The organism is Hydrosulfovibrio ferrireducens (assembly GCF_046883345.1).
Classification (GTDB): Bacteria; Desulfobacterota; Desulfobulbia; order Desulfobulbales; family Desulfurivibrionaceae; genus Thiovibrio; species Thiovibrio ferrireducens.
The window spans coordinates 68,964-93,757 of the sequence record NZ_JALKCW010000014.1 but is presented as its reverse complement, the minus strand read 5'-3'; the positions used below and the strand labels follow the sequence as shown (position 1 = coordinate 93,757).

At 57.4% G+C, this 24,794-nt stretch carries 26 protein-coding genes and 1 tRNA gene; 9 read left to right on the top strand and 18 right to left on the bottom strand.

The genetic code is table 11. The features are described from left to right. Window positions 1-35: 35 nt before the first annotated feature. The 3 genes from MWR57_RS07095 to hemB are packed head-to-tail and all read left to right on the top strand — an operon-like array spanning window position 36 to window position 4,197. On the top strand, window positions 36-1,406 hold the full coding sequence (locus tag MWR57_RS07095; RefSeq protein ID WP_423124102.1) for a sigma-54-dependent transcriptional regulator: 1,371 nt from the start codon (window positions 36-38) through the stop codon (window positions 1,404-1,406). Window positions 1,407-1,417: 11 nt separating this feature from the next. Further along, a complete protein-coding gene (locus tag MWR57_RS07090) occupies window positions 1,418-3,175 on the top strand; it encodes an AAA family ATPase (protein WP_423124101.1) in 1,758 nt (585 codons plus the stop codon). Window positions 3,176-3,222: 47 nt separating this feature from the next. Beyond that, on the top strand, window positions 3,223-4,197 hold the full coding sequence (hemB, locus tag MWR57_RS07085; RefSeq protein ID WP_423124100.1) for a porphobilinogen synthase: 975 nt from the start codon (window positions 3,223-3,225) through the stop codon (window positions 4,195-4,197). A 99-nt stretch (window positions 4,198-4,296) separates the two neighbouring features. Here the strand turns inward: hemB and MWR57_RS07080 are convergent, their stop codons facing one another. From MWR57_RS07080 to hisB, 4 genes are all read right to left on the bottom strand, one after another. Continuing rightward, window positions 4,297-4,554: a ComEA family DNA-binding protein gene (locus MWR57_RS07080; protein ID WP_423124099.1), complete on the bottom strand. Its 258-nt coding sequence runs from the start codon at window positions 4,552-4,554 to the stop codon at window positions 4,297-4,299. Between the two features lie 222 nt (window positions 4,555-4,776). After that, on the bottom strand, window positions 4,777-5,568 hold the full coding sequence (locus MWR57_RS07075) for a tRNA lysidine(34) synthetase (protein ID WP_423124098.1): 792 nt from the start codon (window positions 5,566-5,568) through the stop codon (window positions 4,777-4,779). After that, on the bottom strand, window positions 5,547-6,182 hold the full coding sequence (locus MWR57_RS07070; protein ID WP_423124097.1) for a hypothetical protein: 636 nt from the start codon (window positions 6,180-6,182) through the stop codon (window positions 5,547-5,549). Before MWR57_RS07070 ends, MWR57_RS07075 begins: the two co-directional genes overlap by 22 nt. A gap of 21 nt (window positions 6,183-6,203) precedes the next feature. Next, window positions 6,204-6,803: an imidazoleglycerol-phosphate dehydratase HisB gene (gene hisB / locus MWR57_RS07065; protein WP_423124096.1), complete on the bottom strand. Its 600-nt coding sequence runs from the start codon at window positions 6,801-6,803 to the stop codon at window positions 6,204-6,206. Window positions 6,804-7,094: 291 nt separating this feature from the next. Between hisB and MWR57_RS07060 the strand changes: the two genes are divergently transcribed. The 6 genes from MWR57_RS07060 (at window position 7,095) to MWR57_RS07035 (ending at window position 11,375) form a co-directional block, all read left to right on the top strand. Next, window positions 7,095-7,169, top strand: a tRNA-Gly gene (locus MWR57_RS07060). Window positions 7,170-7,299: 130 nt separating this feature from the next. Further along, window positions 7,300-7,728 carry a 50S ribosomal protein L13 gene (gene rplM, locus MWR57_RS07055; protein WP_423124095.1) on the top strand — a complete coding sequence of 143 codons (429 nt, stop codon included), beginning with the start codon at window positions 7,300-7,302 and terminating at the stop codon, window positions 7,726-7,728. Between the two features lie 41 nt (window positions 7,729-7,769). Then, window positions 7,770-8,165, top strand: coding sequence for a 30S ribosomal protein S9 (gene rpsI, locus MWR57_RS07050; RefSeq protein ID WP_423124094.1), 396 nt, complete (start codon window positions 7,770-7,772; stop codon window positions 8,163-8,165). 136 nt (window positions 8,166-8,301) lie between these two features. Continuing rightward, a complete protein-coding gene (gene argC / locus MWR57_RS07045) occupies window positions 8,302-9,333 on the top strand; it encodes an N-acetyl-gamma-glutamyl-phosphate reductase (protein ID WP_479723951.1) in 1,032 nt (343 codons plus the stop codon). A gap of 6 nt (window positions 9,334-9,339) precedes the next feature. Further along, window positions 9,340-10,101: a tRNA pseudouridine(38-40) synthase TruA gene (gene truA, locus MWR57_RS07040; protein ID WP_423124092.1), complete on the top strand. Its 762-nt coding sequence runs from the start codon at window positions 9,340-9,342 to the stop codon at window positions 10,099-10,101. 65 nt (window positions 10,102-10,166) lie between these two features. Beyond that, window positions 10,167-11,375 (top strand): pyridoxal phosphate-dependent aminotransferase, encoded by a 1,209-nt coding sequence (locus tag MWR57_RS07035; RefSeq protein ID WP_423124091.1) that lies wholly within the window; start codon window positions 10,167-10,169, stop codon window positions 11,373-11,375. Between the two features lie 11 nt (window positions 11,376-11,386). Here the strand turns inward: MWR57_RS07035 and MWR57_RS07030 are convergent, their stop codons facing one another. From MWR57_RS07030 to MWR57_RS06965, 14 genes are all read right to left on the bottom strand, one after another. Next, entirely contained in the window at window positions 11,387-11,581 is a 195-nt protein-coding gene (locus MWR57_RS07030; protein WP_423124090.1) for a hypothetical protein, read from the bottom strand. 161 nt (window positions 11,582-11,742) lie between these two features. Next, the gene (locus tag MWR57_RS07025) at window positions 11,743-12,234 is read right to left on the bottom strand and encodes a metal-dependent transcriptional regulator (RefSeq protein WP_423124089.1); all 492 of its coding nucleotides are present in this window, start codon (window positions 12,232-12,234) and stop codon (window positions 11,743-11,745) included. Window positions 12,235-12,379: 145 nt separating this feature from the next. Next, window positions 12,380-14,422, bottom strand: coding sequence for an O-antigen ligase family protein (locus tag MWR57_RS07020; RefSeq protein WP_423124088.1), 2,043 nt, complete (start codon window positions 14,420-14,422; stop codon window positions 12,380-12,382). Window positions 14,423-14,462: 40 nt separating this feature from the next. Then, entirely contained in the window at window positions 14,463-14,873 is a 411-nt protein-coding gene (locus MWR57_RS07015; RefSeq protein ID WP_423124087.1) for a type IV pilin protein, read from the bottom strand. Between the two features lie 128 nt (window positions 14,874-15,001). Then, a complete protein-coding gene (locus tag MWR57_RS07010; RefSeq protein WP_423124086.1) occupies window positions 15,002-16,255 on the bottom strand; it encodes a type II secretion system F family protein in 1,254 nt (417 codons plus the stop codon). A gap of 3 nt (window positions 16,256-16,258) precedes the next feature. Beyond that, a complete protein-coding gene (locus tag MWR57_RS07005) occupies window positions 16,259-17,899 on the bottom strand; it encodes a GspE/PulE family protein (RefSeq protein ID WP_423124085.1) in 1,641 nt (546 codons plus the stop codon). A gap of 74 nt (window positions 17,900-17,973) precedes the next feature. Further along, window positions 17,974-19,206 carry an ExeA family protein gene (locus tag MWR57_RS07000; RefSeq protein WP_423124084.1) on the bottom strand — a complete coding sequence of 411 codons (1,233 nt, stop codon included), beginning with the start codon at window positions 19,204-19,206 and terminating at the stop codon, window positions 17,974-17,976. Next, a complete protein-coding gene (locus MWR57_RS06995) occupies window positions 19,203-20,603 on the bottom strand; it encodes a type IV pilus secretin PilQ (protein ID WP_423124083.1) in 1,401 nt (466 codons plus the stop codon). The genes MWR57_RS07000 and MWR57_RS06995 overlap by 4 nt, the downstream gene beginning before the upstream one ends. Continuing rightward, window positions 20,603-21,043 (bottom strand): hypothetical protein, encoded by a 441-nt coding sequence (locus MWR57_RS06990; RefSeq protein WP_423124082.1) that lies wholly within the window; start codon window positions 21,041-21,043, stop codon window positions 20,603-20,605. The genes MWR57_RS06995 and MWR57_RS06990 overlap by 1 nt, the downstream gene beginning before the upstream one ends. Then, on the bottom strand, window positions 21,040-21,702 hold the full coding sequence (locus MWR57_RS06985) for a hypothetical protein (protein ID WP_423124081.1): 663 nt from the start codon (window positions 21,700-21,702) through the stop codon (window positions 21,040-21,042). The genes MWR57_RS06990 and MWR57_RS06985 overlap by 4 nt, the downstream gene beginning before the upstream one ends. Continuing rightward, window positions 21,699-22,274 (bottom strand): PilN domain-containing protein, encoded by a 576-nt coding sequence (locus MWR57_RS06980; protein WP_423124080.1) that lies wholly within the window; start codon window positions 22,272-22,274, stop codon window positions 21,699-21,701. Before MWR57_RS06980 ends, MWR57_RS06985 begins: the two co-directional genes overlap by 4 nt. A gap of 3 nt (window positions 22,275-22,277) precedes the next feature. After that, complete coding sequence (locus tag MWR57_RS06975; RefSeq protein WP_423124079.1) at window positions 22,278-23,408, bottom strand: hypothetical protein; 1,131 nt, start codon at window positions 23,406-23,408, stop codon at window positions 22,278-22,280. A 25-nt stretch (window positions 23,409-23,433) separates the two neighbouring features. After that, window positions 23,434-24,123 carry a tetratricopeptide repeat protein gene (locus MWR57_RS06970; protein ID WP_423124078.1) on the bottom strand — a complete coding sequence of 230 codons (690 nt, stop codon included), beginning with the start codon at window positions 24,121-24,123 and terminating at the stop codon, window positions 23,434-23,436. Between the two features lie 8 nt (window positions 24,124-24,131). Beyond that, on the bottom strand, window positions 24,132-24,728 hold the full coding sequence (locus tag MWR57_RS06965; RefSeq protein ID WP_423124077.1) for a prepilin-type N-terminal cleavage/methylation domain-containing protein: 597 nt from the start codon (window positions 24,726-24,728) through the stop codon (window positions 24,132-24,134). Window positions 24,729-24,794: the final 66 nt, after the last annotated feature.

Genomic DNA, 24,794 nt, shown 5'->3' with positions numbered 1-24,794 from the left:
AACGGCAGCAGCAAAGCGGCGGCAGTGAAACGGCGATGGCAAAGACAATCCTTATCATAGACGATGAAGCGAGTATCCGCGAGTCTCTGTCCGGCATTCTGGCGGATGAAGGGTTTCTTGCGCTTTCCGCCGAGGATGGGCAGCAGGGGCTTTCCCTGCTGGAGGATGAGCAGGTCGACCTGGTGCTGCTCGATATCTGGATGCCTGGGCTGGACGGCCTTGAGGTGCTCAAGCGCATCAAGGAAATCCAGGCCGAATTGCCGGTGATCATGATCTCCGGGCACGGCACCATTGAAACCGCGGTGCAGGCCACCAAGATGGGGGCCTATGATTTTATCGAAAAGCCGCCCTCCTACGACAAGATCATCCTCTCCATCAACAACGCCCTGGATCTGGCCCGGCTCAAAAAAGAGAACCTGATCCTGCGCCAGCAAACCCAGCGCGCCACCCAACTCACCGGCAACTCGCCGGCCATGGTGGCGCTGAGGCAGTTGGTGGAGCGGGTGGCGCCCACCGAGGCGTGGGTTTTGATCCGGGGAGAGCATGGCACCGGCAAGGAGCTGGTGGCCCAGAGCATCCACCGGTTGTCAAAAAACGCGGCCAAGCCGATGATCGAGCTGAACTGCGCCGCTATTCCGGAGGAGCTGATCGAATCCGAGCTGTTTGGCCACGAGAAGGGCTCGTTCACCGGGGCCACGGCCAGCCGGCGGGGCAAGTTCGATCTGGCCGACGGCACCACGCTCTTTCTGGATGAAATCGGCGACATGAGCCTCAAGACCCAGGCCAAGGTGCTGCGCATCCTGCAGGAGCAGAAATTTGAGCGGGTGGGCGGCTCGAAAACCATCCAGGTCGAAGTTCGGGTGCTGGCCGCCACCAACAAGGATCTTGAGCAGGAGATCGAAAACGGCACTTTCCGGGCGGATCTTTTTTATCGGCTCAACGTGGTGCCCATTCAGGTGCCGCCGCTTCGGGAGCGGAGGGAGGATATCCCCCTGTTGGTTGCCGATTTCGTGGCGGACAACGCGAGAAAGGGACTGGGCGAAAAAGAATTCAGTACAGGCGCTCTGCAGGCCATGATGCGCCACGTCTGGCCGGGCAATGTCCGCGAACTGCGCAATTTTGTGGAGCGGATCATGATCATGTGTGCGGCGGATACGGTTGACGAGGCGGAAGTCGTGCGGCTGCTCGGCATTGCGCCGGGGGAAGACGCGCCTTCGGCCGCCGGTTTGGACGCGCTCTACCACACCTTGAGCTACAAAGAGGCCAAGAAGATTTTCGAACGGGATTTCTTAAAGGCCCGCCTCGCGGGCAATGAGGGGAATATTTCCCAGACCGCGGAACAAATAGGTCTGGAACGCAGTCATCTGCACAGGAAGATGAAGTCCCTGTCCCTGGGTGAAGAATAAGGGAGGAGGCCATGAACGAATACAACACCACCCTTCCCGACCAGAAAGAGTTGGAAAAAGAGATCGGGGAGTATCTCAGCAAAAAGTACGGGCAGAAGGTGAAGATCATCTCCAGCGGCCTGTTGCCCATGCCCCAGAGCGAAGAGGCCGAAACCGGCAAGCCGGCCGCCGGCGGCGCGGCGGATTTTCATTTCGACACCAACCCGGAAGAGCTTATTGCCTATCTCGACGAGTATGTGGTGAGGCAGGATGAGGCCAAGGCCATTCTTGCCACCAAAATCTGCACCCACTTCAACCGGATCAGCTACGCCCAGGCCAATCCCCGCACGGCAAGGCGCAGCATGGGGCAGATCAAAAGCAACGTCTTGCTCATGGGCCCGACCGGGGTGGGCAAAACCTTCCTCATCAAGCTCATCGCCCGGCATCTCGGGGTGCCCTTCATCAAGGGCGACGCCACCAAGTTCAGCGAAACAGGCTACGTGGGCGGGGATGTTGATGATCTGGTCCGCGATTTGGTCCGGGAGGCGGACGGGGATATCGAACGGGCCCAGTACGGCATTATCTATTTGGACGAGATCGACAAGATCGCTGCCAGCCCTTCCCGGATCGGGGCGGATGTTTCCCGCACCGGGGTGCAGCGCGCCCTGCTCAAGCCCATGGAGGAAACCGAGGTCGAGCTCAAGGTCGCCCACGATCCGGTCTCGCAGATCGAGGCCATCGAACAGTATCGGGCAACGGGCAAGCGGGAGCGGCGGGTGGTCAACACCAGGAATATTCTTTTCATTATGAGCGGCGCTTTTGCCGGGCTTGAGGATATCATCAAGAAACGGGTGCAGCAGCAATCCATGGGCTTTGAAAGTTCCGTCTCCTCGGTGAAAACAAGCGGGCGGTTTCTCAAGCAGGTCAAGGCCGAGGATCTCGTTGAGTTCGGCTTTGAAAGCGAGTTTGTCGGGCGTCTGCCGGTCATCGCCGTGCTCGATGAACTGAGCGAGGATGATTTTTACGAGATCCTGGCCAATCCCAACAGCTCCATCGTGGTTGCCAAGAAACAGGATTTTCGGGTGTACGGGGTCAATCTCCAGTTTGAAGACGCGGCCCTGCGCGAAATCGCCATGCTGGCCAAGCGGGAACGGACCGGAGCCCGCGGGCTGGTAAGTGTCATGGAGAAAATCCTGCTCCACTACGAAAAGAAGCTGCCCTCCACCAGCATCCGGTATCTTGTGGTGGATGTGGAGATGGTGCGTTCGCCCGGGGTGGTGCTCGAAAGGCTCTTGGCGGACCCTGGGGTGCAGGCGGATCATCGGGCCCGTTTCGAGGCGTTGCAGGCGGTTGAGTTTGAGCGGCTGACATCCTTTATTCTCAAGCGGATGGGGAATTACCTGGAAGACCATGAGGTGCTCACCACCCCGAAGCGGTTGCAGCTCATGGCCAAGGAGAGTCAGGATCAGGATGTGGATCCCCGCGAAGTGTGCGATGGTTTTATCCGGCTGATTCAGGCCATTCACGGCAGCGAGACGGAGATCAGTGAAAAATGCGGGGTGCGGGTCAGCTTTGACGATGAGGCCGTTGACCAGCTCTTGACGCGGGAGCCGCGGACCCTTGAGAACATCCAGACCGCGTGCGCTCATATTTTTCAGGCCATGGAGTACGGCTTGCGGCTCATGGGGCAGAAAAAAGGGGTTTCCCAGGTGGTTGTTCCCAAGGAGGGGGTCGATATGCCGGAGCGGTATATCAATACCCTGGTGGGGGAAGCCTTTAAGATTGAATAGGCGCTGGGGGAAGATTTCCGCCAGCAGAAAAAAGGAGAGCAGTGATCATGATTTTTCCTGAATACCGGGCCCGCAGGCTCAGGCAGAACGAAAATTTCCGGGCGCTTATCCGGGAGACCAGCATTGCTCCGGCTCACCTTGTCTACCCGCTTTTTGTCATGCCCGGCAAGGGAGTGCGGGAAGAGGTGTCGTCCATGCCCGGGGTGTTCCGGATATCCGTGGACCAGTTGGCCAAGGAGGCCAAGGAGTGCATGGGGCTGGGAGTGAACTCCGTCATCCTTTTCGGGTTGCCCGACAAGAAGGATTCGAAGGGCTCGGGGGCGCATGCCAAGGACGGCATCATCCAGCGCGCCATCAAGGAGTTGAAGAATACGGCCCCTGCGCTCACGGTGTGCACCGATGTCTGCCTGTGCGAATACACCAGCCATGGCCATTGCGGCATTCTCCTCGACGAGGTGGTGGACAACGACTCAACCCTGGAGGTGCTGGCCAGGATCGCGCTTTCCCATGCCCAGGCCGGGGCCGACATGGTCGCGCCTTCGGATATGATGGATGGCCGGGTTGCCGAGATCCGGGGGATACTGGATGAGAATAACTTCCACATGCTACCGATCATGTCCTATGCCGTAAAATACGCCTCCGCGTTTTACGGGCCTTTCCGGGACGCGGCGGAATGCGCGCCCCAGCACGGCGATCGCAAGGCCTACCAGATGGACCCGGCAAACGTGCGGGAGGCGCTGCGGGAGGCGACCCTGGATGTGGAAGAGGGCGCGGACATCCTGATGGTCAAGCCGGCCATGGCCTATTTGGACGTGATCAGCCGGTTGCGCGATGAGTTTGATCTGCCCATCGCCGCCTACCAAGTGAGCGGGGAGTACGCCATGATCAAGGCCGCCGCGGCCAATGGCTGGATCGACGGGGAAAAGGTCATGCATGAGAGCCTGCTTTCCATCCGGCGGGCTGGCGCGGATATCATCATCACCTATTTTGCCAAGGAAATGGCCAAGCTGCTCAATAAATAGGCGGAGGTCCACGACGGCCATTGCGTCACATAAAAAGGGGAGAAGGGAGCCATTCCTTCTCCCCTTTTATGTGGGGGGTGCATGGCATTTTGTTGGCTGTTACTTTGTAACCGTGATGCTGCTGCCCAGTTTTTCCACGATCTTGGGACCGATTCCTTTTACCTTGCTCAGATCTTGTGTTGATTTGAACTGGCCGTTTTTTTGCCGGTACTCGACAATGGCCTGCGCCTTGGCAGGGCCGATGCCTTGCAAGCCGTTGAGTTCCTTTGCCGTGGCTTTGTTGATATCCACGGCGGCAAAAGCGACGGCAGTCCAGCATAAACATCCGCACAGCGTTGAAAGAATAATTTTCAGCATGGAGTTCCTCCGAGAAAATGAATGAAGAGCACGCCATGCACCCCCGCATGGTTGCTCAAGTGAAACAGGCAGCGCCAGCGCCTAACCTTTTTGTGCTGCCGAAAAGGTATTTGATAGTTAGGCGCATGTCAAGATGGAAAATGGAAAAAATAGCGCTGTGAATGGGGAGGCTGGAATGTGTTTCGTGAAGCCTGTCTGAAATATGGAGATGGGTGCGGGCGCTTATCCGATGGAAGAGGAAGTGGGGAGCGCAGGTGGCAGGGGGGCGAGCAGGTAGTCGGTTCTCACATTGCCGAGGCTTGCGAAAATGGTGGCCTTGAGGGCTGGGTCGTTTTCGTACATGGGGGTGAGCCAAGAGCGGATCTTTTCCCTGCGGGAGTCCGCGGCAAGCGGGCAGGGGTTGGCCACTGGGGTAATGCCCAGGCTTTTGCCAAGCGCCACGATCCGTTTTTTTTCCACCATGGCCAAGGGGCGTATAAGGGTCAGCTTGCCGCCGAACAATTCCTGTCTTGGCGCCATGGCGCTGAGGTTTCCCCCGTAGAACAGATTGAGGAAAAACGTCTCGATGATGTCCTCCTGATGGTGGCCGAAGGCGAGTTTGTTGCAGTGATGTTCTTCGGCCAGGGAGAAAAGCCGGTTGCGGCGTTGCCTGGCGCAGTGATAGCAGCCGTTTTTGCCGTTTTCGGCGGCGAGCGCCTTGTGGCCGAAAACGGTCCGCTCCATCAGCATGGGCAGATCTATGCGGCGGAGCTGTTCCCGGACCAGGTCGTATTCCGCGCCGCCGAAACCCATGTCAAGATGCACCGCCAGAAGCTCATAGCGGATTGGCGCCTTGCGGAGCCATTCCTTCAGCAGCCAGGAGAGGACCAGGCTGTCGACGCCGCCGGACACCGCAATCATCACCCGGTCGCCGTCGGCCAGCATCCGGTAGAGATGCATGGCCCGGCCGACAAGGTGATTGAGTTGCTTGGGGATGGCGCACACGGGCAGGGCTATTTTTTCAGATAGGGGCAATCGGCAATTTTTTGCTTGATCCCGTCGCGGGCAAGTTCCTCGGCGCTGAGCCATTTCATGCCGCGCTTCGCCTTGGTGAAGAACTGGAACATGTTGGCAAGCAGGGGTTGCTGGGTTTCGTTGAACATCCCGGAGCAGATGGTCTGTCCGGTATCCGCATGGATGAGTTTGTATTCAAAGGCGACAGAGGCCGGGCTGGCGATGGAATATTCGGTGCCCTCCCGTTCAGTGAAGCGGTGCAGGGTGCAGAGAAGCACGGCATCAGCTTTTTGGGTCCGGCAGATGGTGACGGCCGCGGTTGTCCTGCACCGGATCATGTCTTTTTCCAGGGCATCGCGTTGTCCTGCGGTGAGAAGGGCGATATCCTCCCTGCCGGAAAAATACTCCGCCAGCAGTGTGTCCACGAGCTTTTGCCCCTTTTCAAGCTGCTGGGTTTCCTTGGGCGATCGGCTCCCCTGGCTCTCCAGGTCGATTTCCACCGGGAGCACAACGATTGTTTTTACCGGGAGCAATTCTTCGGGCTGGACCTGGGCGGTAGTGCGAGCGCAGCCGGAAAGCAGGATGAGTGCGGTCAGGCTGGCAAGAAAAATGGTGTACGGTTTAAAGGGTGTCACGATGATTTCTCCAGTGTGAAATTATAAGGATCCTTTGGAGGATACGGGGCCCTGAGCGCGGGGGTCAATGGTGGTTGCCTCGTCAAGGGCCCGGCCCAAGGCCTTGAAGATTGCTTCAAGAATATGGTGGGTGTTCTCGCCATGGGCCATTTCAACATGAATGGTCAACCCGCCGTGCTGGGCCAGGGCGCGGAGGAATTCCTTGGCCAGTTGGGTGTCGAATTCGCCGACCTTTTGTTCGAGAAAGGCAACGCCATAATGCAGATACGGCCTATTGGAGCAATCCAGGGTTACCCGGACCAGGGTCTCATCCATGGGCAAGGCGCAGAAGCCGTAGCGCCGGATGCCGCCAAAATCCCGCAATGCGTTTTTCAGGGCTTGGCCCAGGCAGATGCCAAGGTCTTCAACCGTGTGGTGCGCATCAACCTCAGTATCCCCGGAGGCGCGGATGGCGAGATCAAAAAAGCCGTGCACGGCAAAGAGGGTGAGCATGTGATCCATAAAGGGCACACCGGATGCACACTGTACCTGGCCCGTGCCGTCAAGGGCGAAAGAGAGGGCGATGTCGGTTTCCTTGGTTTTTCGTTTCACTTCGCTTTGCCGGGCTCTCTGTGCTGCCATGGGTTGCTCCTGAATTATCTGGCTGCTTGCTCATAAGCCAGTCTCATCATTAAAGAAAACAGGTAGAAAAATAAGGTTGCTTGTTTATACCAAGTTCCGGCGGCTTCCGGCAATAGGAATCCCCGGGGTACTCATGGAAAAGATTGTAATAACAAAATATTATAGATAGTTATGTCGGCCTGGCTGGCGAGGCGGCCAGGAGGGCAAAATTATCCCATGCGCACAGGTTTTTTGTTGACAACCCCTTCCCACATTGTTATACATCTGGCGTTTTTCACATACTGAAAATGAGCGGGAATAACTCAGTGGTAGAGTGCAACCTTGCCAAGGTTGAAGTCGCGAGTTCGAATCTCGTTTCCCGCTCCATTTTTGTTTGAGGCTCGAGTCCGTGGGCCTATTTGCATTGACCGACAGCCCGTCCTGCATTTTTTCATGGCAGAACGGGCCATTTTGACTTATATAGATATATTCTATTTCGTTTTGCGAGGGCTTTGAAATGAAGACTTATTTGACCCCGGTCAAAGATATTGAACGCAAGTGGCTGATCGTTGACGCCCAGGACAAGGTACTTGGCCGTTTGGCTTCCGAGATTGCCACGCGTCTGCGCGGCAAGCACAAGGCCAATTACTGCACCTTCCAAGATGTCGGCGATTTTGTCATCGTGGTCAATGCGGACAAGGTTCGTCTGACCGGCAGGAAGTGGGACGACAAGGTGTATCGTCATCATACCGGTTTTATGGGCGGCTTGAAGGAAAAGACCGCCAAGGTTCTCATGGCGGAAAAGCCGGAAGAGATGTTGCGCAAGGCTGTACGCGGCATGTTGCCCAAGAACACCCTGGGCCGTGCTCAACTGAAGAAATTAAAGGTATATGCCGGAACGGAGCATCCCCATACCGCCCAGCAGCCTGAGTCTCTGGAATTATAAAATAATCCCGCTCTCTTAAATCGGGATATTGGAGCTTGAACATGGCAGACAATAGTTTTTACGCGACCGGAAAAAGAAAGACCGCAGTTGCCAGGGTGTGGTTGAAACCTGGTTCCGGCAACATTCAGGTCAACAAGATGAGCGTGCCGGATTATTTCGGCGGCGGTTTTGACTACCTGCAGAAGGTTGCCAAGCCTTTGGCTCTGACCGACACCGGGGCAAAATTTGATGTAATGGCCACCCTGACCGGCGGCGGCAAGATTGCCCAGACCGAGGCTCTGCGCCACGGGATTGCCCGGGCTCTGCTGATCGTTGACCCCGAGCACCGGCCGGCCTTGAAAAAAGCGGGTTTTCTGACCCGCGACCAGCGCATGAAAGAGCGGAAGAAATATGGCCAGAAATCGGCCAGAGCGAGGTTCCAGTTCTCCAAGCGTTAATCGTTGCCTGGTATTGCCTGGTCAATATCACCAACACTATTGTGTATCTCATCAGGGGAAGGCGCGTATCGCTCTTCCCCTGATTTTTTTTGGCCTGTGTCTGGCCCCTGTGGTTCCTAGCTGAGTGGAGATGAAGATGGTACGAGTCGGCATTGTCGGTGCATCCGGATACACTGGGGCGGAGCTTGCCCGGATACTGTGCAACCATCCCGAGGTTGAGATTGCGGTGGCCACCTCCCGGCAATATGCCGGGAAACCCCTTTCGCAGGTTTTTCCCAGCCTGCAGGGGCGGGCGGATATTATCTGCGAAGATCTCCCGGTTGAAGCGCTTGTCCAGCGGGCTGATTTCTTCTTTACCGCGGTGCCCCACCAGACCGCCATGGACATCGTGCCGCAGTTGGTGGCCGCAGGGAAGAAGGTGGTCGATCTCTCCGCCGATTTCCGGATTCATGACGCGCAGGTGTACGAGCAGTGGTACCAACCCCATAGCGCCAAGGATCTGCTGGCCACCGCGGTGTACGGGTTGCCCGAGCTGCATCGGGCCTCGATCCGCAACACGCAATTGGTTGCCAATCCCGGCTGCTACCCGACCAGCGTCATCCTGGGGCTGGCGCCCCTGCTCAAGGCCGGTCTTGTTGATCCCCAAACCATTATCATCGATTCAAAATCAGGGGTCTCCGGAGCGGGGCGGGCGGCGCAGGTAGGCTCGCTCTACTGCGAGGTGGCCGACGGTTTCAAGGCGTACAAGGTGGGCGAGCACCGGCATACCCCGGAGATCGAGCAGGAGCTGGGCGGGTTGTGCGGCCAGCCGGTGACGGTATCCTTTACCCCGCATCTGGTGCCGATGTCGCGGGGCATTCTCAGCACGATTTACGCAAAAGCAGTCAAGCCGCTCTCCGGGTTGACCGAACTCTATCAGGATTATTATAAAGAGGAGGAGTTTGTCCGGGTTTGCGCGGCCGGGCAGTATCCTGCCACCCAGTACATCCGGGGCAGCAATTACTGCGATATCGGCGTCAAGTTCGACCCGCGCACCGGCCGGGTCATCATCCTCTCCGCCATCGACAACGTGGTCAAGGGCGCCTCCGGGCAAGCGGTGCAGAACATGAATCTCATGTGCGGCTTTCCGGAGAACACCGGGCTGAGAATCGTCCCCCTTTTCCCGTAGCGCGCAGTGCGAAACATCAAGCTTGTTTTGGCCTACGACGGAACTGGGTATGCCGGTTGGCAGAGGCAGTTGGGCCAACCCGCCATCCAGCAGGTTGTGGAAGAGGCCATTGCCCGTCTGACCCAGGCTCCGGTCATTCTGCACGGGGCTGGACGAACCGATGCCGGGGTGCATGCCCAGGGGATGACGGCCAATTTTCAGACCGATTCGTCCATCCCTCTTTCCGGCTTGGTGAAGGGGCTCAACAGCATGCTGCCCGAGGCTATCCGGGTGCTTGATGCCGAAAAGGTTGCGCATGATTTTCATGCGCGTTATAACGCCACGGGCAAGGTGTATGAGTACGCCTTCATGGCCACGGAGATCATGCCGCCCTGCCAGCGGCTGTACGCCGCTCAGGTCCGCGCCCCTTTTATGTGCGACGCGGTGCGGCTCTGTTTGCCGATGGTGGTCGGCACCCATGATTTCAGCAGTTTTGAGGCTTCCGGCTCCCGCGATCTTACAATCACCGGCGGGAGGGGCGCCGTGCGGACCATCTTTGCCGCTCGCCTTGACGAGGATGGCAAAGATTCGCGGATGTTTCGGTTGACCATCGCCGGAGACGGCTTCTTGAGGCATATGGTGCGCAACATTGTCGGCACCTTGTTTGGTGTGGGGCGGGGGCGATTGACCCCCCTTGATTTTCAGGAGATCGTGGCTGCCCGGGATCGAACCTTGGCCGGATCTACCGCGCCTGCCAAGGGCTTGACCTTGAAAACCGTGTTGTACTGAGTTGTGTCGGCTTCGTGGGGTGACTGCCGGAGCTTTTTTGCAAACGCCATTACTAAGGAAACAAAATGGAAGCGGAAATTATTACTCTTGCGGCACGAGTCAAGCAGATCAAACCTTCGCCCACCCTTGCCGTGAACGCCAAGGCCAAGGCCCTGAAGGCCGCTGGGGCGGACATCCTCAATTTCAGCGTGGGCGAGCCGGATTTCGATACCCCTCCCCATGTGCGCGAAGCCGGGAAAAAGGCCATTGACGAAGGGTTTACCCGCTACACCGCGGTGCCAGGCATTCCGGAGCTGCGGGAGGCAATCGCCAGCCGTCTGGCCCAGGACAAGGGCTGGAGCTATGAGCCCGATCAGATCCAGGTCTGCTGCGGCGGCAAGCACGGGCTTTACAACATGGCCCAGGCCCTGTTCGGCCCCGGCGACGAGGTGCTGATCCCGACCCCGTACTGGGTTTCCTATCCGCCCATCGTCCTGTTGGCCGGCGCCACCCCGGTGGAGGTGCCCCTTTCCGAGGCCAACGATTTTGACCTTACCGAGGAATTGCTCACCCGCTACGCCACCCCGAAAACCAAGGCCATTATCCTTAACAGCCCGTCCAATCCGACCGGCGCCGTATTTTCCGCCAAGGCCCTCGAGGCAGTGGCCAAGCTGGCCCTGGCCAACAAGTGGCTGATGATCTCCGACGATATCTACGACACCATTGTGTATGGCGACGGCAAGCTGCCGCATATCTTGGATGTGGACAAGCGGCTCGCAGCCCAGACCCTGGTGCTCAACGGCGTGTCCAAGTCCTTTGCCATGACCGGTTGGCGCATTGGCTATACGGCCGGGCCAAAGCAGATCATTGCGGCCATGAACAAGATCCAGAGCCAGAGCACCTCCAACCCGACCTCCATCTCCCAGAAGGCGGCGCTGGCCGCGGTGAGCGGGCCCCAGGATTTCCCCACCATGATGCGGGACGCCTTTGTGCCCCGGCTTGACTTCATCATGGGCGCGCTGGGCAATATCCCCGGCGTGACCTGCGTGCGGCCCAAGGGCGCTTTTTATGTGTTTCCCAATGTTTCCGCCTATTACGGCAGAAACTTCAATGGGAAGGTGATGGCGAATTCGGTTGATCTGGCGGATTATCTGCTGGATGAGGCCTTGCTGGCCACGGTGCCGGGTGCGGCTTTTGGGGCGGACAACTTTATCCGCTTCTCCTTTGCCACGGCCATGGTGACCATTGAAGAGGGGATGAAGCGGCTGGCGGAAGCGTTGGGCAAACTTTCGTAGGGGGCCTGTCCTCAGCCCGGGCCGAAATCCTCGTATGCGGATTCGCTCAAGGCCCAGGTCCAACTGTCCAGGGGGCGCTCCTTTGAGAGCGCCTTCTGGCCGTTTTTTGTGTAGCACTGGAACACCCATTCCCCGCCTTTGAGGAAAACCCTGATAAGTCCTTGCGAGGGGTGCGTAAACCAGCCTTCAGTAAATGTGCCGTCCATGTGCCTGTCTTTCTCCTGAGTAGTGCGTCTGTATACTCCCGCCTGCCATAGTTCTATTTTTGTTGTAATCGCAAAAAAAACGCAATTACAACGGTTATCGCTTGATAACTCTTTAACGTATGGCTACGGACCTGTTACTTTTTTCCATTTCTGCTAGCCCATCATTTTTCCAGACAGTGGGCAATACATTCCTTGCATTTCTTGTCGGTTTTTCCGGTCTGGCAGTATTTGCTGAATCCGGCGATCAAATCGCTGCCGCCCCGCGGACATTGTTCGATGAAACTGACAAACTGAGTCAGCCGGTCGATGATTTCCTTGGGCGCGGCATGTTCAATCTTGCAGGCGCCTTCCTCGGCAACCTTTTCCCCCACCGCCAGAACCTTGATGAAAAAATCCTTGAGCACCCGATGGCGGAGAATAACATCCTTGGCCATTTCCTGGCCTGCCGGGGTGAGGGTGATCACCTCATAGGGGGCATAATTGATCAACCCCTTCTGGGCCAGGGAGCGAAAGGCCTCGGTCACCGAGGAACGGCTGACCTTGAGCGTGCTGGCAATCTCCTTGGCTCTGGCCACCTGTTTTTCCGCGATGATGTGGAAGATGGTTTCCAGATAGTCTTCCAGGCTGGCGCTGAGTCGTTTGGGAGTCGTCATGGCTTGAGTAGCTGTCCTCTGTGTGCGGATAGGGAAAGCAAGGGGGTACATTGTCAGGCAAGCTGCCGAATCGCCTCTTTTCGTCTTTGTACGAATAATCTTAGGATGAACTAACAGTATTAAGGGCTGAGCCGGATGTCAAGTTTTATTGGCCGGAATCGCTGGAAGTTTGGGAAAGTTTCTGAAAGATTCTGCCGTGATATCCGGCACGTGCATGGTCAAGCATGCTGGACGAGTAGATCATGGCCAGCTCCGCATGGGGCTGGGCAAAGGTATTGTCCGCGGCAATAGCCTTTTCAAAGGCGGTAATCGCCGCATCCATCCGGCCCAGCTCTCGTTCCACCCGGCCGAGGTTGTAGAGGTAGATGGATTTTTTCTGGGGCTCCAGCCGGATCGCTTCGTTAAATTCCAGGATTGCCTTTGGATACTCCTTGAGCTGCCAATAGGTCTTGCCCAACTGGCCGTGCGCCGCCCCGGCTATGGGTACCACCTGCACCGCCTTGGCAAAGTATTCCTGGGCTTTCTGGTAATCGTGCAGGCCGGAATAGGCGGTTCCGGTATTGAGCAGGGTGATGTAGTGGTATGGGGCTTTTTCCAGCATGGTCAATAGATGGGGCAAGGCCTCGCGGTAGTTGTCCTGGGCCAGATAGGCCGGGCCGATATAGGCGTGCGGGGTCACATCGTTGGGCTGGTAGTGCAAGGACTTGCTGCCGGAGGCAATAACCTCCGGCCAGTTCTCCTGCACCGTGGCCACGCAGGTTTTGAGATGGAAATGATCCGCGGCAATACCCTTGAGGTTGTCCACCACCATGATCGGCGCAAACACCAGGAGTACGACAGCGGCATAGGCGGGAAACCGTTTGGGAACATGGATCGGTGTGCCGGGTTTTTCTTCCCGCGCCAGGGAGGCGAGAAGCCCCAGCAGGACCATGATGGTGAAAACCGGGATCATCCGTTCCAGCGGGAAACAGAACAGGGCATTGATCCCAATTCCGGTCAGGGATAAGCCCATGGCTTGAAGTTCGAGGGTCTTGGTGAGATTGTTGGTGCATTCCCTGTGGGTTCTGACAAGAAAAATCCCCAGCGATCCGATGAGGCAGGCGAAAAGCGTCAGGCCCACCAGCCCCAATTCTGCCGAGATTTGCAGATAATCGTTGTGAGCGTCTTTGAGGAGTTGTGTGTGAAGAAAGAGTGATTCCTTCTGTACCGAAGGGAAATGGATCTTCAGATTGCCTAGTCCGACCCCGAGCAGCGGGTGCTGTCGAATCAGATCGATGGTGTCTGACCAGATGGCAAAACGGACATGATTTCCCTGGATGGAGGCAATGGAGGCGGCCCGGAGGCCGACGGCTTCGTAGCCTGGGGTGAAACCGGCAGGGCCGATGTTCATCATGGTCAGGACAACAAGCAGGGAGGTGAGCATGGCCCATTTTTTCTGGCGAGACCAGAGCCGGGACAGATTGAGCCCGGTTGTCTTGCGCAAAACAACGAACAGCAGGCACTGGCAGGTAACGGCCAGCCAGCCGGCCCGGGTTTGGGTGTAAATGAGATAGACCACGATTTGGCTGAGCATGAGGGACGTGGCCCAGGCAGTGGTGTCTTTTTTTACGGTTAGAAAAAGAAAGGCCCCCACCGGAAAAAGCAGGACAATGAAGTGCACCGCCATGTTTTTATTGGCAAAATTCGCGGCAGGAGGTGCAAGTTGCGGGATAATGGAGAGGCCGAAGAGATGCTGGCTGATGCCCAGGATGGCCACCAGGAAGGCGGCGGCGAACAGGGCGATCAGAACCTGACGCCGTCGGGCCGAGGAGGTCATCAATTGCGAGGCTAAAAGAAAAAAGAGGAGAGCCACCAGCCATTGGCGAGCAATTTTGAAAGTTTCATAGGGGTTAAGCGCAAAGGCTCCAGTGAGCATGGCCCAGCAGAGAAAACCAAGGAGCGGCCAGGTGAAAAACGGCAATCTGTGTAATGGCAGACCGTTATCGGTTGCCTGGGCGGTTAACCAGGAAAAGCAAAGAAGTACCCCGAGGGTTTCTAGAAAGACGCGTTGCGGAAGATTGCTGAAATCACTGAGGCCGGGAAACCAGACGAGCGGGGCTAAAAGAGCGGATAAAAGAAAGAGGATGACAGGTGCTTTTCTGGAAATGGGCATTCTGGCCGGGGTGTTTTTTAATAAAAATGGCGGCATAAAGCCGCCATTTTTAGATGGTGTTCAGGATGATTTTCGATCAGGGATTGTCGGCAACGGTCACGCCCGCGGGGTTTGCCCCTGTTTCACCGGGAGTGATAGTATAAGTATAAAATATGCCATTGATGTCAGCAGTGAATTGATTACCTGCTGCTGCTGCAAGCGGATAATCGGACTGAACCAGCTCGAGAAGATTTGTAACGCCAGTGGCATCCGCAGTAATTTGGACTGGCGTTCCTCCGGATGGGTCAAGAAGGTGACGTGCAAAGACCATGGTTGCTGCCCCTCTGGCTGCGGCGAGTATTCCTTGGGAAGCAGCATCTCTCGCATCGTCGGCCAAGTCCTGATACCTGGGAACCGCAACGGCTGCCAGAATGCCCAAGAGAACAATGACAACGATGAGTTCTATCAGGGTAAAGCCTTTTTCATTTCCCGCTATATTCTTCTTCATACCGTTCTCCTTGTGGATGGTTGTATTTAATAGCTTACTCTGTTTGTTGCGCATCAGTCAAATCATTTTCGCAGAGTTTTCATGTTATTTTAGAGGGTTGCGCTGTGCGATGCCACTGTGGCACCGGGTCAGCTCCCTCCCCGGACAACCTTGAGCATATCCCACATGGGCGTGAAGATGGCCAAGGCGATGAGTCCCACCATGACCCCCAGCACCAGCAGGAGGATCGGCTCGATCAGGGTGGAGAGATTTCTGATGGTGTAATCGCTTTCCAGATCGTAGTAATCAGCCACCTTCTCCATCATTTCATCCAGCCGGCCGGACTGCTCGCCCACCGCGATCATCTGCGGAACCATGGGTGGGATGGTGTGATGCTTGGCCATGGCCTCGTGCAGGCTGACGCCATCCTCCACCTCGCCGGTGATCTCCTCCACCATCTGGAAGAGGACCAGGTTTTCCAAGGCGTTTGTCGAAAGCCGCAGGGTTTTGATGATATCGATGCCGCTGGTGGTGAGGATGGAAAAGACCCGGCAGAAGCGGGCCATGTAAATCTTGGTGCTCAGGGGGCCGAAGATCGGCACCCGAAGCAGCAGCCGGTCGCGGAAGAGCACGAACTGGCGTGAGCCCAGGGCCAATCTGTAGGCGATGAACAGAGCCAGCGCCGCTCCGACAATGCCCAGGGTGTTGTCGGCGAAAAAGGTGCTGACCCCCATGAGAATTTTGGTGGCCAAGGGCAATTCGACTTTGGCCGCGGCAAAGAGATTGGCGAATTTCGGCACCACGAAGCTCATCAGGAAGAAGACCGCGCCGGTGATGGCGAAGATGACGAATTTGGGGTACCGGGTGGCGGATTTGATCCGTTCCTTGATGGCTTTTTCGTTTTCGTACAGCGCGGCCAGATAGGCAAAGGCCTTGTCCAGGGAGCCGGTTTCCTCGCCCACCTTGACGATGTTGAAAAAAAGCACGTTGAAGGCCTTGGGCTGGCGGCTTACCGCATCGCTCAGGCTGGCGCCGCTTTCCACCTCGGCGGTCATGGCGAGGATGATCGCCCGGAGCATGGGATTGCTCACCTGGAGAGCCAGGATGCCGAAGGATTCGATGATGTTGACCCCGGCGGCCAGCAGGGTGGCCAGTTGCCGGCAGAAAAGAATCTTGTCCTCCAGGGTGATCCCGAAGAGCCGCTCGCTGAGCGTCGGCGCGGCAACGGCCAGGCTTGCTTCCTTTGCCCTGGCGGACTGCTGCTCGGAGAGAATCTGGATGTTCACCGGGCTCAAGCCGCCCTTTTGCAGCCAGGTTTCCACCTCCTGCATGATTTCGGCGGGATGGGTGCCGGAAACGATGCGGCCGGCCGAATTGATGGCCTCGTAACGGAAGATCGGCACCGGTTACTCCTTCAGTTCCATGGTGACGCGGAAAGCCTCATCCACCGAGGTTTGGCCGCTGACCACCTTGGCGATGCCCGATTGGCGCAGGGAGGTGAGGTCTTCTTTCTGTGCCTGCCGGAAGATATCCTGGCTGGAGGATTTCTTGAGGATAAGCTCCTCGATGGCCGTGGAAATGGGCATGGTTTCGTAGATGGCGATCCGCCCTTTGAAGCCCGAACCCTCGCATTTGTCGCAGCCCACCGGTTTGTAAAAACGTCGGCTCGGGTCATGGGCAAGGCCAAGGGCATCCTGAAGTTCTTCCGGCGGGGTGAAGGGGGCCTTGCAGTGGGGGCAGAGCAACCGCAGGAGCCGCTGGGCCACCACCAGTCCCACGGCCGAGGCGATAAGAAAGGGAGGGATGCCCATATCGATGAGCCGGGTGATCGCGCCGGCCGCATCGTTGGTGTGCAGGGTGGAAAGCACCAGATGGCCGGTGAGGGCCGATTGGATGGCGATTTCCGCGGTTTCCGCATCGCGGATTTCGCCGATCATGATGATGTCGGGGTCTTGCCGGAGGATGGAGCGCAGGGAGTTGGCAAAGGTGAGGTCGGCCCGGATATTGACCTGAACCTGGTTGATGCCGGCCAGTTCATACTCCACCGGGTCTTCCACGGTGACAATGTTTTTTTCCACCGAGTTGAGATAATTCAGCGCCCCGTAGAGGGTGGTGGTTTTGCCGCTGCCGGTGGGGCCGGTGACCAGGATGATTTCGTGGGGCCGGGAGAGATGCTCCATGAACAGGGCGCGCTGGTAGGGCTCAAACCCCATCTCCTGCAGGTTGAAGCGCATGGTGCCCTTGTCCAGCAAACGCATCACCACCTTTTCGCCTGCGCTCAGGGGCAGGATGGAAACCCGCACGTCAAACTCCTTGCCGGAGATGGGCAGTTCAAAACGGCCGTCCTGGGGCTTGCGCCGTTCGCCGATATCGAGATGGGCCATGATCTTGATGCGGGAGATGAGGTTGGGGTGCATCTCCAAAGGGAAAGAATTGCCCTCGCGGAGGATGCCGTCCACCCTGGTGCGGACCCTTACCCGTTCATGGTCCGGCTCGATGTGGATGTCGCTGGCCCGCTGGCGCACGGCCTTGAGCAGGATGTCGTTGATGGCGCTGACCGTGGCGGATTCTTCCCCGGTGTCTTCAAACCGCTGTTCGCTTTTGACCGCCGAGGTGTATAACCGGTCCATGGCGGCCATGATCTCCGATTCGATTCCCACGCAGACCACGGTTTTGTCTTGAATGTAGCGGCCAACCTCGTCAATGGCGAAGATGTTGAGCGGGTCGGCAAAAGCGACCAGCACCTCGCCGGGACGCTTGCCAAGGGCGATGACCTTGTACTTTCTGGAAACCCCCTCCGGAATGATCTGGGCCACCTCCGGATCCACCACGATTTTGCGGAAATCGATAAAGGGAATTTTCAACTGCCTGGCAATGGTGTTGGCAACGGCGATGTCATTGACAAAGCCGAGTTCGCGCAGGGCCTCGCCCAGTTTGATGTCGCGGTCGGTGCCGTAGGAGAGCGCCTGCTGGAGCTGGGTTGCCGTGATCAACCCGCCTTCCACAAGGATGTCGCCAAATTTTCTTCGTTTCGGTGGTGTCGTCATCGCGAGTGCCACGGGTGATGGGTTGGTAGGGAATTATCGCGCACGGTTCAGGGGCGTGGTGGCATGCGGGCTTTTCATTGTGGCCCCCTCATAAAAGGCGAGGGATACTCGGGCCTCTCGCTCTCCGCCACCGGTTCTCCCGCAGGGGCGGGATCATCTTTCTTCTCCTGGGGAAGAGGGGATGGAGGAGAGGGCGGAGCCGGCAACGGCAGGGTCTGCGGTGACTGTGATGGTTGGCTGGATTCATTGATCAGGTCGTTGAGCCAGGCAAGCCCCTGTCCGTGCCAGGAAGCCAATGCCCGCCCGCCATCCTCGGCCAGGCTGGTGGTCCAGGCCGCCCCTTGGTCAACCCATCCGGAGATGGCCTGCCTGTCGACGGAGATGGTGTTCGCGAGCCGGAGCGGAGAAAAGGCAACTCCCCAGAACAGGAGCAGAAGGAGAAGAAATCCTGTTGCCCACCGGAAGGCAAGGGTGGAAAACCGGCCCTTCTGTTTCGGGGTATTGAGGGAGGCAATTGCTTCCCGGACGATCTTGCGGGAGATGCGGGTTTCTTTTTCGGCGTAGGCCACCAGGAGCGTTCTGCTCATGATCTTGTTGATCAGGCGGGGATAGCCCTTGGTGAAACGCCAGAGCAGGTCGGTGGTGGCAAAGGAGCGCGGCATTTCATAGATCCCGCTTTTCTTGAAACGATGGAGGATGTAGCTGACCATCTCCTGTTTTGACAGGGGGGTAAGGGTTTCCATGATGCTGACCCGCTGGGCAAGCTGACGCATGTTGTTCTGGGCCAGCTTGTCGCGCAGTTCCGGCTGACCGAAGAGCACGATCTGCAGGAGCTTCTGGGTGTCGGTTTCGAAATTGGAAAGCAACCGGAGCTGTTCCAGGCTTTCGTCGGGAAGATTCTGCGCTTCGTCGATGACGATGAGCAGCTTCTTGCCTTGTTGCGCCAAGGCGAACAGGTGGTCGTTGAGGATGCGCAGGAGCGAGTCGAGGCTGGCTGTATTGTCCGTCGGGATGGGAAGACCGATATCCTGAAAAATGGCCAGGAGCAGTTCCAAGCGGGAGAGGTGGGGCGAGAGGATCAGGGCGGTCTCAAATCTGTCCGGCAGATCATCCATCATCAGGCGGAGCATGAGAGTTTTGCCGGTGCCGATTTCGCCGGTGACGATGATGAACCCCTCGTCGCCCTCAAGGCCATAGCGGATAACCTCGCGCAGACCGGCATGTCCCTTGGTGGGAAAGTAATAATTCCTGTCCGGGGTCAGGCGGAAAGGATCTTCCTGTAGACCGAAAAACTCGAGGTGGTTCATTGCGGTGGTAGCGGGGTCCCCTGGGTCGTATTTTTCGGAGGGTCAACCGGAATCACTTCTTCCTTGGGCTTTTCCGAGGAAGCCGCGGGAGAAAACATGGGTCCAGTGGCCTCGCCGTTTTCCTTGCGGGTCATGGTGACAATGCGGGGGGTGATGAAAACCATGAGTTCCGACTGGTCGTTGCGCTTGTCTGCGCTCTTGAAGAGGTTGCCAAAAAGCGGGATATCCCCCAGGCCCGGCACCTTGCTGTTCAGGTTGCTCTTATTTTGCTGGAGAATGCCGCCGATGACCACGGTGACCTTGTCTTCAAGGAAGAGATTGGTGGTGATCGACTGCTTGTTGATCAGCAGACCGCTTGCGCCGGAGGTTGTTTGATCAACGCTGTCGTTGGTGACCTCCACGTCCAGAATGATGTAGCCGTCCTGCAACACCGTCGGCTTGACCTTCAGGCCGAGATTCGCCTCGCGGAAGGTGGTGTTGACGGTGGTGCTGGTTCCGGTCACATAGGGAACCTCCTTGCCCTGCTTGATCTCGGCTTCCTTGCCGTCGAGAACCAGCACGCTCGGAGAGGAGAGGATTTCCAGCAGGCTGTCGGACTGCATGGCCTGGAGTTCCACATTGAGATTGAAGTTTTCGCGGATAAAGCCGAAGGCCAAGCTGGTGGTGGGCTCAGCGGCAGGCAGGGCAATGCTGGAGGTGATGGAGTTGATCTTGGGAGTCAGCCCGGAGGCATCCCGGTAGTTGTTGTAGCCCCAGATGATGCCCAGTTGTTTCTTGGCCTCGTTGGAGATGGAGACGATGCGGGCTTCGATGTGGATCTGGGGAATGGGCTGGTCAAGCTCGACCAGCATCTCGCGCAGACGGGGGAGGTTTCCGGCCCGATCCTGAATAACCAGGCAGTTGCCGCGGTTGGTCACGGTAATTGAGCCATTCGGGCCCAAAAGGGGTTTCAGTTGATCCACATAGGCCGTGGCATTGCCGAATTTTGTGCAGAGCCGCTCGTTGGCAAGGTCGCGCTGCAGTCCTTGGAAGTCCGCTTTCTTTTCCACGAAGATGACGTTGTTTTTCTGATAATACCGCAACTGCTTGGCATCCATGATCACCTGAAATGCCTCGTACAGATTCAGATTTTCCACGTCGAGGTTGATGGTATCGGTGATGTTGTCCGCCACCAGGATATTGATCCCGGCCTGACGGCCCATGCCGCGCAACAGCAGGGAAACCGAGAGATTCTCGGTCCGCAGGGAGGCGGGGAATTTTTTCAGATCCTCCAGCAGGGGCGCGTCGTTTTCCGGCTCCCGCGGAGCGGAGGTCAGGCCTGGGGCAGGAAACAGCCCCAGAAGGGCCAGGACAAGCACGGCCGACAAGAGCATGGCAGGCAAGGAAGAGATTCGCATCAGGGTTTTTTATCCTTCATGGGCAGGGGCCTCGGAGAGGAATCCAGCCACAGTTCATGGGAGACGCCGTTTTGTTCAACAACAACAAGATCTTTGAGTATCTGTCGGACAACCGAGCCGTTCACATTCTCCCCCTTGGTGACCAGATGGTCATTGATAACGGCTTGGGGCTTGGTCTTGTCCCAGATTATACCAGAGAGGGTCAAGCCGCCAATGGAATTGCTTTTTTCCCTGGGTTCCTGGCTTTTAAAAAAATTGATCTGGTCACGATTCCAGTTGAAGGGATCCCGTTCCAGGGCAGGGCTGGCTTCCGTTTGCCCTTGATGGGGCAGGATTTTTTCAGGCCGCACCGTGAGGATGTGCGTCCCTTCCGCCTGAAGCGGGAGCGCACGGCCGAGGAGGAGAACGGTAAAAAAGAGGAGGCGCCGGTTGTTCGTCATGGCTTGTCCAGGGTTGTTCTGCCGACAACCATACTGAAGGTAACCTTGGCCTGCTGATCATAGCCTGCGTTGGCAAGACGCGTCACGGCAAGATCCTCGATAATGCCTATCTCGGGGCGGTTTTCAATGTATTGCAGGTACTTGTAGAGCAACGGGAAGGGAACCTCCCCGGCCAGATTGACGGTGCTCAGGGTGAAGCCGTTCTGCGAGCGGTCTTCCAGTTGACTCATCTGGCGCAGATGATTTTCCATGGTGATGGGCGCGTTGGCATGCAGGGCGAACAGGGTCTTGGAAAACTGCTCACGATCGGTCAGCGATTGCCACTGCTCCTCGATGAGGCGAATCTGCAGGGCCAGGGTCTCTGTCTGTTCCCGCAGACCCTTTTGTTCCGTTTCCAACTGGGAAACCTGCATGGCCAGGGCGCTGCCCAACTGGGCGGGAGCGGTGCCCTCGATTTCGTTTTTCTGGACACGCTTTTGGCGCAGCTCTTTTTTCTGCGGGGCCAGGAGCAGGGTTGACCCGCCATAGAGGATCGCGGCGCAGACCAGAATTCCAAGGCCGAGCTTTCTCAGTTCGGCAAAGGCTTCCGGGTCGCTTTTTAACAGGAAAAACCATTCCTTCAGTTTGTTCCCGAGAATGATGAGTTGCTGGTTGTTCACGATGGGTCGGCTTCCCGTTTCAGTTGAAAGGCGATGGTAAAGGTGAAGTCCGTTTTTTTTGCGTCAGGGCTTCGGTCAAGATCGCGGAGCATGACATTGGTAAAGGGGGGGGTGTTGCCAAGCGCTTTGACAAAGGCGGGCAGCTCCCGATACTGGACAGCGGTGCCGACGATCTGGCCGCCATCCTTCTGAAAGATAATTTTTTCGCAACGAACCGACGAGGGCATGGTCAAGGCAATGGCCGCAAGCATTCTGGAAAAATATTTTTTCCGTTCCTGGATGCTGGTGAGTTTTGCCGCCTGAACGCTCAGTTGTTCCTTTTTCTCTTTCTGCTGCGTGATGCTGCTGGTCAGTTGCGCAATCCTCGCCTGGGTCGCGGTTATTTCCCCGGCCCGTTGCTGGGCCGCGGCAATGTCGCGGTTCAGCGAGCGGATCTGGGTTTTGAGGATCCGGTCGTTTGCGGCAAGAAAGAGGATAACCAGAGCGAGAAAAATACCCACCACGGGCAGGGTTGTTTTCCGGATCCTTTCGTCAAGGGGCAGTTGGGGAACCAGGTTGATCCGTTCAAGCATGGCTTACCACCTCGCGCCTGTGCCGAGGGCCAGGACATGCAGCAGGGGAGAGCAGTCCGGGCCTCCGGTGGTGGCGGTCAAGGATTTGCATTGGGCGCCGAGGAGGTTGTTGCTGCTCTCCAGCAGCTCCTGCCAGAAAGAATCGGCTCCACCGATAAAGATGTTTCTGACGGCGGCGCCTTTTTGAATCGAGGCGTAATAGTCACGGGTGCGCAAAATCTCCAGGGGAATTCTATGCAGATAATCCGGCCAGGAGGCGCTGTCCGTCGCCTCGAACACCCCTTCCTCGGGCGAGGAGGCGAAGCCGGCGCTGGCCGCCGGGGCCGGTTCGTTGCCGGACCCGGAACCTTCCTTGGATGCGAGAATGGAGAAATCGGCAAGAATGGAGGCAGTGTCGACCTGTTCATCAAAAAGCGAATGGTCTTCGTCGAGAATGAGCAAATCGTCGGCAAGCTCCGGCAATGCAGTTGAAGCAGGAAGCTCGATGTCCATCGCCGGTCGAAGGGTTACTTCTCCTTGGGGCTGCAAGGCTTTTACCGTGCGGATGAGGGGGAGTTTGCCCTTTTCGTAAACCGCAAGGGAAATGCTGTCTTGCCAGAGCAAGACGCAGAGGGCGGCCTCGTTGGGCGGCAGCATTTTTTCCTGGAAAAGAAAGGTGAAGGCCGCGAAGATATCCGGCTCAAAAAAAGAAAATTTGATCTGCTTTCTGGTGAACTCCCGGCGAATCTTGTGGAACACCCCGGCAGGGAAAAGGTAGACCGTCACCTGGAGCCGATCCTTGAAGCGGCCGGTGATCTGCCAGTCGTAAATGAACTCATTGAGCGGCTTGTGCAGGGCCTTGGCAAGATGATAGGGCAAGGCCTTGCCCACGGCGCCGTCGGGCATGACCGGGATGCTGGCGGCGATCACCTCGAAAAAGCTGAGCGGCAGGGACAGGGAGACCAAGCCATGGAGATTGCCAACCCCGGCGAGCAATCGGGGAATGGTGACATCCGCGGTAATGGCGCTGTCGGTCTTGGCAAGGATATGCAACTGGGCCGTGCCTGACGGCCCCTTTGACACCTCCGCCAGCATGGTGTTCTGGCTGTCGCCGGTCAGGGCGAGATATCTTTTGGTGCTGAAGGGCAGCTTCATAAAAAAGATGGTCTCATCCTCGTTGTCATTGCGGTTGCGGTCCCGGCAGGGGTTCGGTTGCCCCCGCGAACAGGGAAGCCACCCATTGGTCGTCAAAAAAACCCATCTGCCCGAGAAGATCGAGATTCTTGCGAAGCAGGGGATGGTTTGGCGCCAGTCCGTGGGCTTCGGTGAAAAGCCTTTTGGCCGGGGCGCGGAGCCCCAGCTCGGCCAGGGCCACCGCCATGTTGATCAGCGCTTCCGGCCTTTCCGGCTGCTGTTTGCGCGCCTGTTCGAAATAATAGATCCCTTGCCAATGCTGATTTTCTTGAATAAGGGCGATTCCCTTGTCGTTGAGTTGCAGGTAGAGGCCGCTGCCGGTGGCAGTCGCCGAGGGTGCCGGAGAAACCTCCACCTCCGCGGGCATCCTTGCGGAGACCTCCGGCCGGGAGGGGGCTTGCTCGACGGTTTGGCCGGGGGTTAGCGCCGGAGCAGCAGCGTCAGTGGCGGCAGCGCTAAGGCCGACGTCCGGCTTGGCATCCTTGCGCTTTGGTCCGGCAAAAAACAGGAGTAAGGCAAGGAAGAGCACGCAGGAGAGGCCCAGCAGAACAAGCCGGAGTCTCTTGCTTTTGCTTGCGGTCAGGCTGGCGCCCTCCGCAGGAGCTGGTTTTTTTCTGGGAAAAATACCCTGTTCACCGATACGGATTTTTTCCAGGGTATTGTAAAGTCTGCTCACGCGTCTGCTTACCACTCAGAAGGTCGTTTATCGGCGGAATCCACATTGTCGGTGAGCGGCCGGTCATCGTTCACATAGAAGATGGCGTCCACCCCTCGGCCATTGGCATCGCGCTCATTGCCCGGATAATAGGCCCATCCCGCGGACTCATCCGCCAGCCTGGGGTTTGCCAGGGCATCGGTCATGCTTTTTCCTGAAACCCCGGAAGGGCTGGCGTACATGCCTGGCGGTTGGTCCGGCAGGTTGCAGAGCGGCAAGGCCAGGTTCTGTTCGGTGGAGTAAAAATCGCTGCGGACAATGCGGAGTCCTATCAAGGCAGCGGGCCGGGTGTTGAGGCGCAGTTCGTTGAATTGCAGCTCTTCCAGGGTGGGCCAGTCGGGATTGTTGCCGTCCGTACCGGTGTTGACCCCGGAGGCCAGGATCTTGGCGTGGGCCAGTTCGAGGCCGCCCCGGATGGCGGCGAGCTTGCCCTTGACCACCGCGATCTTCGCTTCCTTCTGGATGTTGAGATAATAGGGGATCGCCGTGGCGGAAATGAGCCCGAGGAGAATGATGACGATGATGAGCTCGATGAGGGTAAAGCCTTTGTTGTTAAGTCTCAGCAATGGAAAACCTCCTGTGCCGCGTATCTGTTCAGGGACAATTTCGCTTCCTGCCGACTTTTTACAAGG